Below are 14,529 nucleotides of genomic sequence, written 5' to 3' on the forward strand. Positions count from 1 at the left end.
CCGGGTGGTCCGTTCGGTCTGCCCCCTGCCGCCGCGCTTTTCCGGAATCGGAAAGTCGAAATCAGAAATAGTTGGTTGGGCCACGCGACCCGGCTGACTACACTCGATCGATCTTGTCATAACAAGTTGACCGATGACCTCCCCCAACGTCGTGCCGCTGTCGGCGGCCCCGCTCTACGTGCAGATCAAGGACACGCTGCGCGCGCGCATTCTCGACGGCACCTATGCGCCGCACAGCCGGATGCCGTCCGAGCACGAACTCTGCGCGATGTTCGACGTCAGCCGCATCACGGTACGCCAGGCGCTCGGCGATCTCCAGAAGGAAGGACTGCTGTTCAAGCTGCACGGCAAGGGCACCTTCGTGTCGAAGCCGAAGGCGTTCCAGAACGTGACGTCACTGCAGGGCTTCGCCGAGGCGATGTCGTCGATGGGCTACGAGATCGTCAACCAGGTGCGCAGCTTCCGCACCGTCAAGGCCGACCGCCATCTCGCGACAAAGCTGAACGTGCCCGAAGGCGCGCCGCTCGTCGAGATCCATCGTGTGCGGCTGCTCAATCGCGAGCCCGTGTCGCTCGAGCAGACGTGGGTGCCCGAAGCCCTCGGCAAGCGCCTCGCGGGTGCCGACCTCGCGACGCGCGACATTTTCCTGGTCCTGGAAAACGACTGCGGCATCCCGCTCGGCCATGCCGACGTGTCGATCGACGCGATCCTCGCCGACGACGAGATCGTCGATGCGCTGCACGTCGAGGAAAGCAGCCCCGTGCTGCGCATCGAACGCCTCACGCATGACGCGTCGGGCGCACCGATCGACTTCGAATACCTCTACTTCCGCGGCGACGCCTTCCAGTACCGGCTGCGCATCGATCGGCAGAAACCGCGCCAACCTGCAAGGAAACAGCAATGACTACCCATGTGCTCGAATACGACATCGTCGTGGTGGGCGGCGGCACGGCCGGCCCGATGGCGGCGATCAAGGCGAAGGAGCGCGACCCGTCCATGCGCGTGCTGTTGCTCGAAAAGGCCAACGTGAAGCGCAGCGGCGCGATCTCGATGGGGATGGACGGCTTGAACAACGCCGTGATCCCCGGGCATGCGACGCCCGAGCAGTACACGCGCGAGATCACGATCGCCAACGACGGCATCGTCGACCAGGAGGCCGTGTACGCATATGCGACGCACAGCTTCGAAACGATCGAGCAGCTCGACCGCTGGGGCGTGAAGTTCGAGAAGGACGGCACCGGCGACTACGCAGTGAAGAAGGTCCATCACATGGGCTCGTACGTGCTGCCGATGCCGGAAGGACACGACATCAAGAAGGTGCTGTACCGGCAACTGAAGCGCGCGCGCATCGCGATCACGAACCGGATCGTGGCGACGCGCGTGCTGACCGACGCGCAGGGCCGCGCAAGCGGCGTGCTCGGCTTCGACTGCCGCACCGCCGAATTCCACGTGATCCGCGCGAAGGCCGTGATTCTCTGCTGCGGCGCGGCCGGTCGCCTCGGCCTGCCGGCCTCGGGCTACCTGATGGGCACCTACGAGAATCCGACCAATGCGGGCGACGGCTACGCGATGGCGTATCACGCCGGTGCCGCGCTCGCGAATCTCGAATGCTTCCAGATCAATCCGCTGATCAAGGACTACAACGGCCCCGCGTGCGCGTACGTCACCGGCCCGCTCGGCGGCTTCACCGCGAACGGCAAGGGCGAACGCTTCATCGAATGCGATTACTGGAGCGGCCAGATGATGTGGGAGTTCTACCAGGAACTGCAAAGCGGCAACGGCCCCGTGTTCCTGAAGCTCGACCATCTCGCGGAAGAAACGATCCAGACCATCGAGCAGATCCTGCACACGAACGAGCGGCCGAGCCGCGGCCGCTTTCATGCCGGGCGCGGCACCGATTACCGCAGCCAGATGGTCGAGATGCACATCTCCGAGATCGGTTTCTGCAGCGGCCACAGCGCGTCCGGCGTGTACGTGAACGCCCGCGCGGAGACGACCGTGCCGGGGCTCTACGCGGCCGGCGACATGGCGGCCGTCCCGCACAACTACATGCTCGGCGCATTCACGTACGGTTGGTTTGCCGGGCAGAACGCGGCCGACTACGTGGCCGGCCGCGCGCATGCGCCGGTGGACGACGAACAGGTCGCCGCCGAACGCACCCGTGTGCTTGCGCCGTTGCTGCGCGAGCGCGGCCTCGCACCGGCGCAGGTCGAATACAAGCTGCGCCGCATGGTGAACGACTATCTGCAACCGCCGAAGGTGACGCGCAAGATGGAAATCGGGCTGCAACGCTTTGACGCCATTACTGAGGATATCGAAGCGATAAAAGCGAACCATCCGCACGAACTGATGCGCGCCGCCGAAGTGCGTGCGATCCGCGACTGCGCGGAAATGGCCGCGCGCGCGTCGCTGTTCCGCACCGAGAGCCGCTGGGGGCTGTACCACCACCGCGTCGACTTTCCGCATCGCAACGACGCCGAATGGTTCTGCCACACCTGGCTGCGCAAGGACGCCGCGGGCGCGATGCGCAGCGAGAAGCGTCCGGTCGAACCGTACGTCGTGCCGCTTGCCGACGACGAACGCGGCGCCTACACGAATTTGCGCATCCGCGAACCGGCCGCGCTCGCGGCCGCCCTTTGAGGAACCTGCCATGTCCCATACGCCGCACGAAATCTTCCAGCGCAGCAGCGCACCCGTGACGATCGACGAGAACCTCTGCATCGCCGACAAGGGCTGCACCGTCTGCGTCGACGTGTGCCCGCTCGACCTGCTCGCGATCGACGTGACCAAGGGCAAGGCCTACATGCAGTTCGACGAATGCTGGTACTGCATGCCGTGCGAACGCGATTGCCCGACCGGCGCGGTCAAGGTCGACATCCCTTACCTGCTGCGCTGACCGCGTCCCTCAACGCTCATTTGAGTCGCCGATGACCAACCCCTCCTTCGCTCCCGTATTGCCGCGCGCAGACGCCCCCGACGAAGCCGCACTCGTCGCCCGCCTCGCCGCGCCCGATGCCGCCGTGCGCCGCGTCGCCCTGTTCGAACTCGCCGACCTCGAGGACGCGGGGTTCGTGCCCGCGTTCGTCACCGCGCTGCGCGACGATCCGTCGGCCGACGTGCGCGGCGAAGCCGCCCGTGTGCTCGGCGCATGGGAGCAACCCGACGTCGTCGACGCGCTGTGCGGCGCATTGCTCGATCCGGACGACGACGTGCGCGCCGCCGCCGCGCAGAGCCTGTCCGAACTGAAGGACGCGGCATCGGGCAACGTGCTGTGCCGATGGGCCGACCGGCCCGAGCCGTTCGTGCGCCGTGCCGTGCTGCGCGGATTGCGAGAGCTGCGCGACCCCGGCGCGTTCGCGCCCGCGCTGCACGCGCTCGATGCCGAACACGCCGAGGTGCGCGCCGAAGCCGTGGCGGTGCTCGGCTGGCTCAAGGATCCGCGTGCGCTGCCACCGCTTGCAGGCGTCGCGACACGCGATGCCGCAGCGGACGTGCGACGCATTGCGGTCGGCGCGATCGGGTTCGCGACGCCCGACGACGCGCTCGTCATCCACGCGCTGTTCGCCGCGCTGCGCGACCGCGAATGGCAGGTGCGCGAGGAAGCGGCCACGACGCTCGGCAAGCTGCGCATTGCGACCGCGCGCAAACCGCTCGTCGCCGCGCTCGACGACGACTACTGGCAGGTGCGCCTGCGTGCCGCGCGTGCGCTCGGGCAACTGCGCGACGCGGCCGCGGCGCCGGCCGTCGTCGCGCTGCTCTCGCACGCGATCAGCAACCTGCGCAAGGAAGCCGCGCTTGCGCTCGGCGAATTGCGGGACCGCGCGACGTTGCCCGCACTGACCCGCGCACGGGAGGATCACGATCCGGAAGTCCGCAAGGCCGTGCGGATCGCGATCCGGCAGATCGACGAGGCGTCGCGATGATCTCCCCGACCGAAATCGTGCTCGATCATCCGGCGCGCACGCTGACCCTCCGCTGGCCGGACGGTCATACGCAACGCGTCGGCTATGCACGGTTGCGCGGCGATTGCCCGTGTGCCGAATGCCGGAGGATCCGGCACGACGGCGGTCGTGTCGATGCGCGGCCCGACCTGATGCTGGACAGCATTGAAGCAGCCGGCTACGGCATCCGCGTGGTGTTCGGCGACGGTCATGCGCGTGGCATCTATCCGTGGCCGTATCTGGCGGGCATGACGGCGCGGCCGTGACGTCGCTCCCGCGGCTGCGCGGACGACATGGCAGGCGTGCGGAAACGCTGCGATACTGACGCCCACGATCGTCTCCACCCATCGTGGGAGCCAGAACATGCAAACCGCAGTCGGATTCATCGGCCTCGGCGTGATGGGCACGCCGATGGCGCTCAATCTTGCGCGGGCCGGCACGCCGCTCGTCGTATGGAGCCGGTCGCACGGCAACGACGATGCACTGCGCGACGCCGGCGCGCGCGTGGCCGAGCACATCGACGACGTGTTCACGGCCTGCCGCACCGTGATCCTGATGCTCGCGAACGACGCGGCGATCGACGGCGCCCTCGCGCGCGGCACGCCCGGTTTCGCCGCCCGTGTCGGCGGCCACGTCATCGTGAACATGGGCACGAACGCACCCGAGTATTCGCGCGCACTGGCCGATGACATCGCCTCCGCGTCGGGCCGTTATGTCGAAGCGCCCGTGTCGGGGTCGCGCAAGCCGGCCGAAGCCGGTCAACTCGTCGTGATGCTCGCCGGCGCACAGGACGACGTCGACGCCGTCCGCGCGCTCGTGAAGCCGCTCTGCCGCGACAGCTTCGTGTGCGGCGACGTGCCGTCGGCGCTGACGATGAAGCTCGCCGTGAACCTGTTCCTGATCACGATGGTCACCGGCCTGACCGAAGCCACGCATTTTGCGCAACGCCACGGCATCGATCTCGCCCGCTTCGCCGACGTGCTGAACGCGGGCCCGATGGCGAGCGATGTGTCGCGCGTGAAGCTCGGCAAACTCGTCGCGGCCGATTTCTCGGTGCAGGCCGCGATCACCGACGTGCTGAAGAATGCGCGCCTCGTCGCCGAATCCGCGCGCGGCATCGGCGTCGCGTCGCCACTGCTCGACATCTGCCATGCGCTGTACGGCGAGACCGAGCGGGCCGGACATGGCGCGGACGACATGGTCGCCGTGATCCGCGCGATCGAGCAGCGCACCGACGGCGCGCAATGAATCGTCGCCGGCCGCCCCAACCACTCGAACGCACCCGCACGTAGCGTCCCATGTCCGACTCACCCCGCTCCCCGACCATCGTCCCCGCTTCCGTCCGCCCGGTTCCCGCCGTGATCGGCATCGTCCTGCGAGAGCGCGACGTGCTGCTGGTACGTCGCGCCAATCCGCCCGATGCGGGCTGCTGGGGCTTTCCCGGCGGCAAGATCGAAGCGGGAGAATCGATTGCGAACGCGGTCGTGCGCGAGATTGCCGAAGAGGCGACTGTCGACGTCGAGGCGCTCGACACCTTTACCGCACTGGATGCGTTCGACTACGATGCCGGCGGCGACGTGCGTCAGCATTTCGTGATGGTCGCGGTGCTGTGCCGATGGTTGCGCGGCGCGCCTGCTGCCGGCGACGATGCACTCGACGCGCGCTGGTTCGATCTCGCCGAACTCGATCGCGATGACTTGCCGATGAGCGTGGGGGTTCGTGATGTCGCGCGACGCGCGATCGAGCGTGCGGCGGCACTTGGTCATGCGCAGCGTCCGGCCAATACTTGAATGCGTGAAGCAACGCTGTCTTTCTCGCAGCGCTTGCGCGCGGCCCGATCGGAACCATAACGGTGCCGGCTACGCGCCGACGAACCGCCAATTACAAATCAAAGATGGGCCAACCCATGATCCGAATTCGCAAGTCCACTCCGGCCGACGGCGCACGCGTGCTGGATATCTGGCGCAACGCGGTCGACGCCACGCACCACTTCCTCAGCAACGACGACCGCCGCGCGATCGAATCCGAAGTCGTCGCGTTCCTGCCCGGTGCACCGCTCGATCTCGCCGTCGACGAAGCCGACCGCGCAATCGGCTTCATGTTGCTCGACGGTAGTCACATGGAAGCACTGTTCGTCGATCCGGCTCACCACGGCGCGGGTGTCGGGCGCCTGCTCGTGGGAGAGGCGCTCAAGCGTCATCCCGACCTGTCGACCGACGTCAACGAACAGAACGAAGCGGCGGCAGGATTCTATGAACGGCTCGGCTTCGAGCGCACCGGGCGATCGGCGCTCGATGGGCAGGGGCGCGCCTATCCGTTGATTCACCTGCGCTATCGAGCGGCACCCCTGTCCTCGCCGCAGCACGCATAACGGTGGCCGGCGCGGGATAGCGCGCCGCCCTCCACGTCATGCGCTCCGGGCACGCGAACGCGGCGACCTGATACCAGGTCCGCTCCACGCATGCCGCATGCGGCCACGTGACGCGTCATGCACGACGCACCGGCACCACGCGCTCGACCCTTGCACGGATGATCGTTTCCCGGACGGAACGAGCCTGTCGCGGGCCGGGAGATGCTAACCTCTCGGCCACTCTAACGACACCGCGTGAAGCCACAGGATTCGACCATGCAAACCGTTGCGGTACTGGACTTCGAAACAACCGGACTTTCGCCGAACATGGGCGACCGTGCGACCGAAATCGCCGTCATCCTGCTCCGGGACGGTGAAATCGTCGACCGTTTCCAGAGCCTGATGAATGCAGGCAGACGCATACCGTCCGATGTCGTCGCGCTGACCGGCATCACGAACGAGATGATTGCAGCCGCGCCGCCTGCATCGAAGGTCATGAAGGAAGCCGCGGCGTTCGTCGGCAAGCATGCGGTCGTCGCCCACAACGCCGGGTTCGACAAACGGTTCTGGCAATCCGAACTCGGGCTGCTTGGCGTGTCGGCCGAGCATGCCTTTGCGTGCACGATGCTCGTGGCAAGACGTATCTATCCGGATGCCCGGAGTCACCGCCTGTCGAGCCTGGTGGATATGCTGCGGCTGCCGAAATCGGGCCGTGCGCACCGGGCGATGGTCGATGCCGAGATGGCCGGACACCTGTGGTGCCGGCTGCAGCACGACATTGCGCGGACGTACGGACTGAATCGCATCGATCACGCGCTCATGGCCCGTGTGCAGGCAACGGCCAAGGCGAAAGTGCCGACGTACTTGCGTTCGCTCGTGGGCGCACACGCGTGAGCATCCGGGGTCGCGATGCTTCCGATTCGCGCAATCCATTGATGAAAAACGGCTTGGCAACCTGCCAGGCCGTTTTCTTGTCGCAGCAGTCTTCCGGTTGATTCCAAATATAAGGCAACGGCAGGACGGCCATTTTGTGGCCGCCCACGACGCTGACTGACTGAGCTGCGATGTGTTCGTGTCATGCAAGGCCTCTTCTTGCACATGATGATGCAGATGGACAGGCTCTCGTCGTCCTGACGCGCCTGCGCGCGCTTGCAGCGCGACATGATGAGCAGGGTGCGCGCCCAACCGATTTCTCCAACCCGTGCGCGGAGCTTGGGCTCGGCACTGTATTGCAAAAAAATTGACGCAGCACCACAGGTTCTGCGCCGAACATGGCAAACCCCTGTCCTTACGACACTCTCGGCTGCATGGCTTGTTTGGCGGCCGCTGGCACCAGTTCGCTCAACCGGGACAGGAAGAGCTTGAGGATTGGAGAGGTGTTGGAACGGCTGTGACCGACAACGAGGTCGATTGTCGGCGCGTCTCCCGCCAACGGGCGGCTTACCACGGACCACGGCAGCAGGTTCTCGACGTAGTCGGGAATCAACGTCAGCCCGCGCGTCGACGCCACGAGCGACATCACCATCGCTGGATTGTCCACGCCCTGGGTGGGCGTAAGCGTCACACCTTCGCGCTGCAGGTACGTGTCCACCACGGAACGCAGCACGCGCGCCTTGTTGGCCATGGCCACGAAGGGCTGTCCCACGAGTTGTTGCGGTCGGATGCGCTCTTGCGAGGCCAAGGTGTGATCGCTCGGCATCAGCACGACCAGCGGCTCTTGCCCAACCGTCGTGTAGTCCAGATCGAAGCCCGGCTCGGCGCGCAGGAAGGCCAGGTCCAGCCTGCCACGCGCCAATGCATCCGCCAGGTCCGGTGAGTAATCGCTGGAGACCGTCACGTCGATGTTCGGCAACTCGTCGCGTAGCAAGTTCAGCGCCTTCGGCAACCAGGTCATCTCCTGTCCGGTCAGGAAGCCCAGTGCAAAACGCTGCTTGCTCGGCTGCGCCGCCCGGCGCGCGGCCTCGATCGCCGCATCGACCTGACTCAGGGCCAATCGCGCGTGATCGATGAACGCTTTCCCCGCCGGCGTCAGTTCGACGCCGCGCGTGCTGCGGCTCAGCAGATCCACGCCGACCTGATCCTCCAGGTCGCGGATCTGCCGGCTCAGCGAAGGCTGGGAGGTATGCAGCCGCCGCTCGGCGGCCACCGTCAGACTGCCCGTTTCCGCCACAGCGATGAAGTAGCGCAGATGTCTCAGCTCCATGCTTGCTCCCATGCTTTTTAGGCATCCCCACCCGCTTACAAAGTCTTTTTGTTTCTGAAGGGGAGCCCCTAAATTCTCACCCATGGCGGCGGGGAAAGCAGATTCGGAACGACAGCAACCCATCGCCCGTACGTCAACCGTCATACCTCAAGGAGCATATCATGAGCCACCACCCCGTCATTCTCATCACCGGCGCGCTGACCGGCATCGGTCGCGCCACCGCCTTGGCGTTCGCGGACAGCGGCGCCCGTCTCGTCATCTCCGGCCGCCGGCCGGCGGAAGGCCAGGCACTCGAGTCCGAACTCCGTCAGCTGGGCGCCGAGGCCCACTTCATCCAGGCCGATGTCCGGCATGACCAGGAGGTTCAGGATCTGGTGGACCAGACCGTGGCTCACTTCGGCCGCCTGGACGTGGCCGTCAACAACGCCGGCACCGAAGGCCAGCCCGGCCTGATCGTGAACCAGACCGCCGACAGCTACGCCGCCACCTTCGACACCAACGTGCTCGGCACGCTGCTGAGCATGAAGCACGAACTGCGCGTGATGACTGCCCAGGGCAGCGGCAGCATCATCAACATCTCTTCGACTTACGGCCACGAAGGCGCGGCCTACGCGTCGGTGTACGCCGGCAGCAAGCATGCCGTCGAGGGCATGACCAAGTCCGCAGCGCTGGAAGTGGCGGCCGCAGGCGTTCGCGTCAACGCCGTGGCTCCCGGTCCGACCGACACCGGCATGCTGGACCGCTTCACCGCCACGCCGGAGAACAAGGCTGCGCTCGCTTCACGCGTGCCGCTGGGCCGCGTCGGCAAGCCGGCCGAGATTGCAGCGGCCGTGCGCTTCCTGGCTTCGGACGCCGCAGCGTTCGTGACCGGCCAGATCGTCACCGTCGATGGCGGCAAGACAGCCGGCTGATCCGGGCCGCGCCGAGCCGGCGCGGCCCTGCCCGTCACCCAGGCAACGCCCGGCTTTTCACCGAGGCGGGGCAGCACCTTGCCCGCTCAAGGATCCGTCAGCCTCATAGGGAATACGACCATGCACACCTTCACTCATCACACCGCCCCGACCCAGTACATCGAGGCCAATGGCATCCGCTTCGCCTATCGCCGGTTCGGTAAGTCAAGCGGCGTGCCGATCGTTTTCAACCAGCACTACACCGGAACGATGGACTATTGGGATCCGGCCGTGACCGACGGCCTCGCAGAGACGCGCGAGGTGATCCTGTTCAACAACGCCGGCGTGTCCAGCTCGTCCGGCGAGACACCGGCAAGCTTCCCCGAAATGGGCGCCAACGCCATTGCCTTCATCCGCGCGCTCGGCCTCCCCCAGGTCGATGTGCTGGGCATCTCGATTGGCGGTTTTGTCGCGCAAGAGATCGCACTTCAAGGCGGGGATCTCGTGCGCAAGCTCATCCTCGTCGGCACCGGCCATCGCGGCAACGACATGACGGCCAGCCGCTCGGCGGAGATCTTTGCAGGCCGCTACGAGCCGCCTGAACATCTCTGGCTGTCGGTGCACTTCGCTCCGTCCGAGGCCAGCCAGAAAGCCGGCATCGCCTTCCTTCAACGCAAGTGGCGCCGCCAGGATCGCGACCCGGAAGTGAGCGCGCAAACCGTCGCCGCCCAAGGCGCCGCCATCGGCAAATGGATCGCGCCGGACGAGAATGCGCTGGCCTACCTGGAGTCGATCCGGCAGCCCACGCTGATCGTCCAGGGCAGCCACGACGCGATCATCCCGACTGCGCACTCCGTCACGCTGCAGCAGCACCTGCCGAACGCCCAGCTGGTGCTCTATCCGGACGCCGGCCACGGCTCGATTTATCAGTACCCGGAGCGCTTCGTCGCACACGCCGTTCAGTTCCTGAACGAAGGCCCGGCCGGCATGGCCAGCGCTTGAGCGACCTCGCAACCTCTTTGGAGACGGACGTCATGAACTCACTCACGGGCAAGACCGCGCTCGTCACCGGTGCTTCGCGCGGCATCGGCCGCGCCACCGCCTTGACGCTGGCCGCGGCCGGAGCGCAGGTCCTGGTTCACTACGGCAGCGGCGAGACGGAGGCGACCGCCGTGGTCGACGAAATCCGCCGGGCCGGCGGCAAAGCCGAGACGATCGCCACCGACCTGCGTTCGCCGGACGGTCCGCACCAGCTCGCCGAACGCGTTCGCACCATCATCGGCGGACGGCTGGATGTTCTGGTGGCCAATGCGGGCATCGCCAAGGCCGCGTCGATCGAGGAGACGACGGTCGAGGACTTCGACGCGCTCTTCGCCGTCAACGTGCGCGCACCATTTTTCCTCGTGCAGCAACTACTGCCTGCTCTGTGCAAAGGAAGCAGCATCGTCCTGCTGTCCTCGCTGGCGGCACACGCCTCGGTCGGCACGCTCTCTGCCTACTCGGCCACCAAGGGTGCGATCGATACGCTGGTGAAGCACTGGGCTGCGGCTCTCGGCTCGCGTGGCATCCGCGTCAACGCGGTGGCACCGGGCGTGGTGGAAACCGAGATGTCGAGTTTCACCAAGACGGACGCGGGACGCGAGGCAACCCTCGGCATGCAGGCCTTGCAACGCGTGGCCCAACCCGAAGACATCGCCAGCGTCGTCGCGTTCCTGGCCTCGGACCAGGCGCGCTGGATCACCGGTGACACGTTGCGCGTGGATGGCGGCTCCAAGCTTTGAGGCACCCCCACCCATTCAATCTCTCAAGGAAATCCAAATGAAGCTCTATCACTCCACCTCGTCGCCCAATTCCCGCCGCGTGCGCATCCTGCTCGCCGAGAAGGGCCTCACTCCAACCCTGGTCCCGGTCGACTTGGGCACGGGCGAACAACACGGCGACGCCTACCGCGCCATCAATCCGCGCCGCGTCGTGCCCACGCTGGTGCTGGACGATGGGACGGCCATCGGCGAAGTGCCCGTCATCAGCCGCTACCTCGAGGATGTGTACCCGACGCCCTCGCTCTTCGGCACGACGCCCGCGGAGCAGGCCGTGGTCTCGATGTGGGATCGCCGCATCGAGCAGGAAGGTTTCGCGTCAGTGATGGAGGCGATTCGCAACAAGGCGCCCGGCCTGAAGGGTCGAGCGATCGCGGGACCGCACGACTACGAGCAGATCCCTGCACTGGTTGAGCGCAGCACGCAGCGCGTGAAAAATCTGTTCGCGGACATGAACGCGCGGTTGGCCGAGTCGCCCTTCGCCGCTGGCGAGAACTTCTCGGTAGCGGACATCACGCTGCTCGCCACAGTGGATTTCGCCGCCAAGGCGATCGACTTGTCGATTCCGGAAGAATTCCGTGCGCTGCGACGCTGGTACGACGCCGTCTCGCTTCGCGGCAGCGCAGCCGCTTGAACGCAGTCCGTTTCGCACATTCCGAAACGTTCACCGCGTCCAATTTTTTGACGGCGTTACCGTCGGCTTTACCGTCAGGGATCGGGAGACCTGCGGATGCCCCGAAAGCCGAATAAAACAAGCTTCCCCGGGAAGACTTTTACCGTCGAAGACGGTAAAAGTCTGAATAGTGACCGGGAATGTCTTGATCCGGCCTCGACTTTTACCGCCCACTCTACCGCCAACTTGTTTTGCAGGCCGACGATAGCCACCGATAGACTCCGCGACGTATTGATTTGAAAGTCAAAACGTTACGGCAGTTTTTCGATGGCTGGCGATAATCATCGAAGGACGTCAATTCACTCCCACTCGATCGTCGCCGGCGGCTTGCCCGAGATGTCGTACACCACACGGTTGATCCCGCGCACCTCGTTGATGATCCGGTTCGACGCGCGGCCGAGCAGCGCGTACGGCAGGTGCGCCCAGTGCGCGGTCATGAAGTCGGTCGTCTGCACCGCGCGCAGCGACGTCACGTAGTCGTACGTGCGGCCATCGCCCATCACGCCCACCGACTTCACCGGCAGGAACACCGCGAACGCCTGGCTCGTCAGGTCGTACCAGCTCTTGCCGACATCGGCTTCGCCGCACAGGCCGGCAGCCGCATCCTGCGCGGTCGCGGTCGTGTTGCGCAGTTCCTCGATGAAGATCGCGTCCGCGCGGCGCAGCAGGTCCGCGAACTCGCGCTTCACTTCGCCGAGAATCCGCACGCCGAGGCCCGGGCCCGGGAACGGATGGCGGTACACCATTTCCGGCGGCAGGCCGAGCGCAACGCCCAGCTCGCGCACTTCGTCCTTGAACAGGTCGCGCAGCGGCTCGAGCAGCTTCAGGCCGAGCGTTTCCGGCAGGCCGCCGACGTTGTGGTGGCTCTTGATCGTCGTCGCCTTCTTCGTCTTCGTGCCGCCCGATTCGACCACGTCCGGGTAGATCGTGCCCTGCGCGAGCCACTTCGCCTTCGACAGCTTCTGCGCCTCGGCCTGGAACACCTCGACGAACTCGCGGCCGATGATCTTGCGCTTCGCTTCCGGATCGGTCACACCGGCCAGGTGGCCGAGGAACTGTTCGGACGCGTCGACGTGCACGACCTTCGCATGCAGGCGGCCCTCGAACATGTCGAGCACCATCTTGCCTTCGTTCAGGCGCAGCAGGCCGTGGTCGACGAACACGCAGGTGAGCTGGTCGCCGATCGCGCGATGGATCAGCGCAGCGGCGACGCTCGAATCGACACCGCCCGACAGGCCGAGAATCACTTCCTCGTCACCGACCTGCTCGCGGATCTTCGCGACGGCTTCCTCGATGTGGTTGCTCATGATCCAGTCGGGCTTCGCACCGGCGATCTGCAGCACGAAGCGTTCGATGATCTGGCGGCCCTTCACCGTGTGCGTGACTTCCGGATGGAACTGCACCGCGTAGTAGCCGCGCGCCTCGTCGGCCATGCCGGCGATCGGGCAGCTCGGCGTCGACGCCATCAGCGCGAAGCCCGGCGGCAGTTCGGCAACCTTGTCGCCGTGGCTCATCCAGACCTTCAGCATCCCGTGGCCTTCGTCCGTCTTGAAGTCCTCGATGCCGTCGAGCAGGCGCGTGTGTCCGTGTGCGCGCATTTCCGCGTAACCGAATTCGCGGTGATCGCTCCACTCGACCTTGCCGCCAAGCTGCACGGCCATCGTCTGCATGCCGTAGCAGATGCCGAGCACCGGCACGCCGAGATCCCACACGGCCTGCGGCGCGCGCAGCTGATGGTCTTCGTACGTGCTCGCGTGGCTGCCCGACAGGATCACCGCCTTCGGCGCGAACTCGCGGACGAAGTCGTCGGACACATCGTTCGGATGGATTTCGCAGTAGACGTGCGCTTCGCGCACGCGTCGCGCAATCAGTTGGGTGACTTGCGAACCGAAGTCGAGAATCAGGATTTTGTCGTGCATGGCTGCGGACGGGATGAAGAGAATAAGAAAAGCAGCGCATCATTTTCATCATGCGCTGCGTCAATAGCATGGACAGCGGCGTCGGGCGGAAGGCAGCACGCGCGACGCATGGCCGGTCAATCCTGCATCGGCGGGCGCTCGTCGAGTGCGACGGTGCCGGACGACGATGGGCCGGATGCGGCCGGTGACGACGATGCAGCGGACGCTGCGGGACGGCTGACGACGGGTTCGACACGCTGCGGTGCAGGCGACGACGCGGGTGCCGTCGCCGGCTCGGCCGGACGCTGCGCAGGCGCGCGCGCCTCGAGCGCCTGCTCCCGCGCCTGCTCTTTTTCGCGCCGGCGCACAGCCGACGCGAGCCGCACGCCGCCGAGGCCGAGCACGATCAGCGCGACGCCGGCCACGGCCGACAGCACGCGGCCGGCGGCCGCGAGCGCGGGACCGCTGCCGGTGCCGATCGACCAGACGATCGTCAGCGCGCCGGTCAGCCAATACACATGGCCGACCGAACGCGCGACCGGCGCCGTGAGATCCCCGTTGAACGCTGCATGAAACGCGAGCCACGCGAGCCCGAGCAACGCGATGCCGAGCGCCTGGCCGAGCATCGCCGGCTGGACGTTCGCAAGCTGCAGCGCGTTGAAGAGCGACTGCCAGGGCGTCAGCACGAACAGCACGCCGAACGCCAGCAGCAGCACGGCATCAATGATCAGCACGGCTCGCAGCAGCGGTTTCATCG

The 14,529-nt window shown here is 66.1% G+C and carries 16 protein-coding genes; 13 read left to right on the forward strand and 3 right to left on the reverse strand.

Annotated features, from left to right (window positions below; all coding sequences use genetic code 11):
• Window positions 1–133: 133 nt before the first annotated feature.
• The 9 genes from LGM56_RS23415 to LGM56_RS23455 all read left to right on the forward strand — a co-directional run bounded on the left by LGM56_RS23415 (window position 134) and on the right by LGM56_RS23455 (window position 7,185).
• A complete protein-coding gene (locus LGM56_RS23415; RefSeq protein WP_089495077.1) occupies window positions 134–904 on the forward strand; it encodes a GntR family transcriptional regulator in 771 nt (256 codons plus the stop codon).
• Window positions 901–2,640: a fumarate reductase/succinate dehydrogenase flavoprotein subunit gene (locus LGM56_RS23420; RefSeq protein WP_089495078.1), complete on the forward strand. Its 1,740-nt coding sequence runs from the start codon at window positions 901–903 to the stop codon at window positions 2,638–2,640. The genes LGM56_RS23415 and LGM56_RS23420 overlap by 4 nt, the downstream gene beginning before the upstream one ends.
• A gap of 10 nt (window positions 2,641–2,650) precedes the next feature.
• Window positions 2,651–2,896, forward strand: coding sequence for a ferredoxin family protein (locus LGM56_RS23425; protein WP_226206891.1), 246 nt, complete (start codon window positions 2,651–2,653; stop codon window positions 2,894–2,896).
• Between the two features lie 31 nt (window positions 2,897–2,927).
• The gene (locus tag LGM56_RS23430) at window positions 2,928–3,923 is read left to right on the forward strand and encodes a HEAT repeat domain-containing protein (RefSeq protein ID WP_226206892.1); all 996 of its coding nucleotides are present in this window, start codon (window positions 2,928–2,930) and stop codon (window positions 3,921–3,923) included.
• Entirely contained in the window at window positions 3,920–4,207 is a 288-nt protein-coding gene (locus LGM56_RS23435; protein WP_089495080.1) for a gamma-butyrobetaine hydroxylase-like domain-containing protein, read from the forward strand. The genes LGM56_RS23430 and LGM56_RS23435 overlap by 4 nt, the downstream gene beginning before the upstream one ends.
• A 97-nt stretch (window positions 4,208–4,304) precedes the next feature.
• On the forward strand, window positions 4,305–5,189 hold the full coding sequence (locus LGM56_RS23440) for an NAD(P)-dependent oxidoreductase (protein ID WP_089495081.1): 885 nt from the start codon (window positions 4,305–4,307) through the stop codon (window positions 5,187–5,189).
• Window positions 5,190–5,239: 50 nt separating this feature from the next.
• A complete protein-coding gene (locus LGM56_RS23445) occupies window positions 5,240–5,731 on the forward strand; it encodes an NUDIX hydrolase (RefSeq protein WP_089495082.1) in 492 nt (163 codons plus the stop codon).
• Window positions 5,732–5,847: 116 nt separating this feature from the next.
• Window positions 5,848–6,312: an acetyltransferase gene (locus LGM56_RS23450; protein ID WP_089495083.1), complete on the forward strand. Its 465-nt coding sequence runs from the start codon at window positions 5,848–5,850 to the stop codon at window positions 6,310–6,312.
• A 255-nt stretch (window positions 6,313–6,567) separates the two neighbouring features.
• Window positions 6,568–7,185, forward strand: coding sequence for a PolC-type DNA polymerase III (locus tag LGM56_RS23455; RefSeq protein WP_089495084.1), 618 nt, complete (start codon window positions 6,568–6,570; stop codon window positions 7,183–7,185).
• A gap of 394 nt (window positions 7,186–7,579) precedes the next feature.
• Here the strand turns inward: LGM56_RS23455 and LGM56_RS23460 are convergent, their stop codons facing one another.
• Entirely contained in the window at window positions 7,580–8,494 is a 915-nt protein-coding gene (locus LGM56_RS23460; protein WP_089495307.1) for a LysR family transcriptional regulator, read from the reverse strand.
• A gap of 161 nt (window positions 8,495–8,655) precedes the next feature.
• Here LGM56_RS23460 and LGM56_RS23465 point away from each other — a divergent pair, with 161 nt between their 5' ends.
• The 4 genes from LGM56_RS23465 (at window position 8,656) to LGM56_RS23480 (ending at window position 11,835) form a co-directional block, all read left to right on the forward strand.
• Complete coding sequence (locus tag LGM56_RS23465; RefSeq protein WP_226206893.1) at window positions 8,656–9,405, forward strand: SDR family NAD(P)-dependent oxidoreductase; 750 nt, start codon at window positions 8,656–8,658, stop codon at window positions 9,403–9,405.
• A gap of 120 nt (window positions 9,406–9,525) precedes the next feature.
• Window positions 9,526–10,386 carry an alpha/beta fold hydrolase gene (locus tag LGM56_RS23470; protein WP_226206894.1) on the forward strand — a complete coding sequence of 287 codons (861 nt, stop codon included), beginning with the start codon at window positions 9,526–9,528 and terminating at the stop codon, window positions 10,384–10,386.
• A gap of 32 nt (window positions 10,387–10,418) precedes the next feature.
• Window positions 10,419–11,165: an SDR family NAD(P)-dependent oxidoreductase gene (locus tag LGM56_RS23475; protein WP_089440344.1), complete on the forward strand. Its 747-nt coding sequence runs from the start codon at window positions 10,419–10,421 to the stop codon at window positions 11,163–11,165.
• Between the two features lie 37 nt (window positions 11,166–11,202).
• On the forward strand, window positions 11,203–11,835 hold the full coding sequence (locus LGM56_RS23480; protein ID WP_226206895.1) for a glutathione S-transferase family protein: 633 nt from the start codon (window positions 11,203–11,205) through the stop codon (window positions 11,833–11,835).
• Window positions 11,836–12,173: 338 nt separating this feature from the next.
• Here LGM56_RS23480 and guaA read toward each other — a convergent pair whose 3' ends face one another.
• Both guaA and LGM56_RS23490 read right to left on the reverse strand, forming a co-directional pair.
• Window positions 12,174–13,793, reverse strand: a complete 1,620-nt coding sequence (guaA, locus tag LGM56_RS23485) for a glutamine-hydrolyzing GMP synthase (protein ID WP_089431228.1) — start codon at window positions 13,791–13,793, stop codon at window positions 12,174–12,176.
• 116 nt (window positions 13,794–13,909) lie between these two features.
• Entirely contained in the window at window positions 13,910–14,527 is a 618-nt protein-coding gene (locus LGM56_RS23490; protein ID WP_226206896.1) for an alkaline shock response membrane anchor protein AmaP, read from the reverse strand.
• Window positions 14,528–14,529 lie beyond the last annotated feature (2 nt).

It is taken from the genome of Burkholderia sp. AU38729 (genome assembly GCF_020419725.1).
In the GTDB taxonomy this organism is placed as follows: domain Bacteria; phylum Pseudomonadota; class Gammaproteobacteria; order Burkholderiales; family Burkholderiaceae; genus Burkholderia.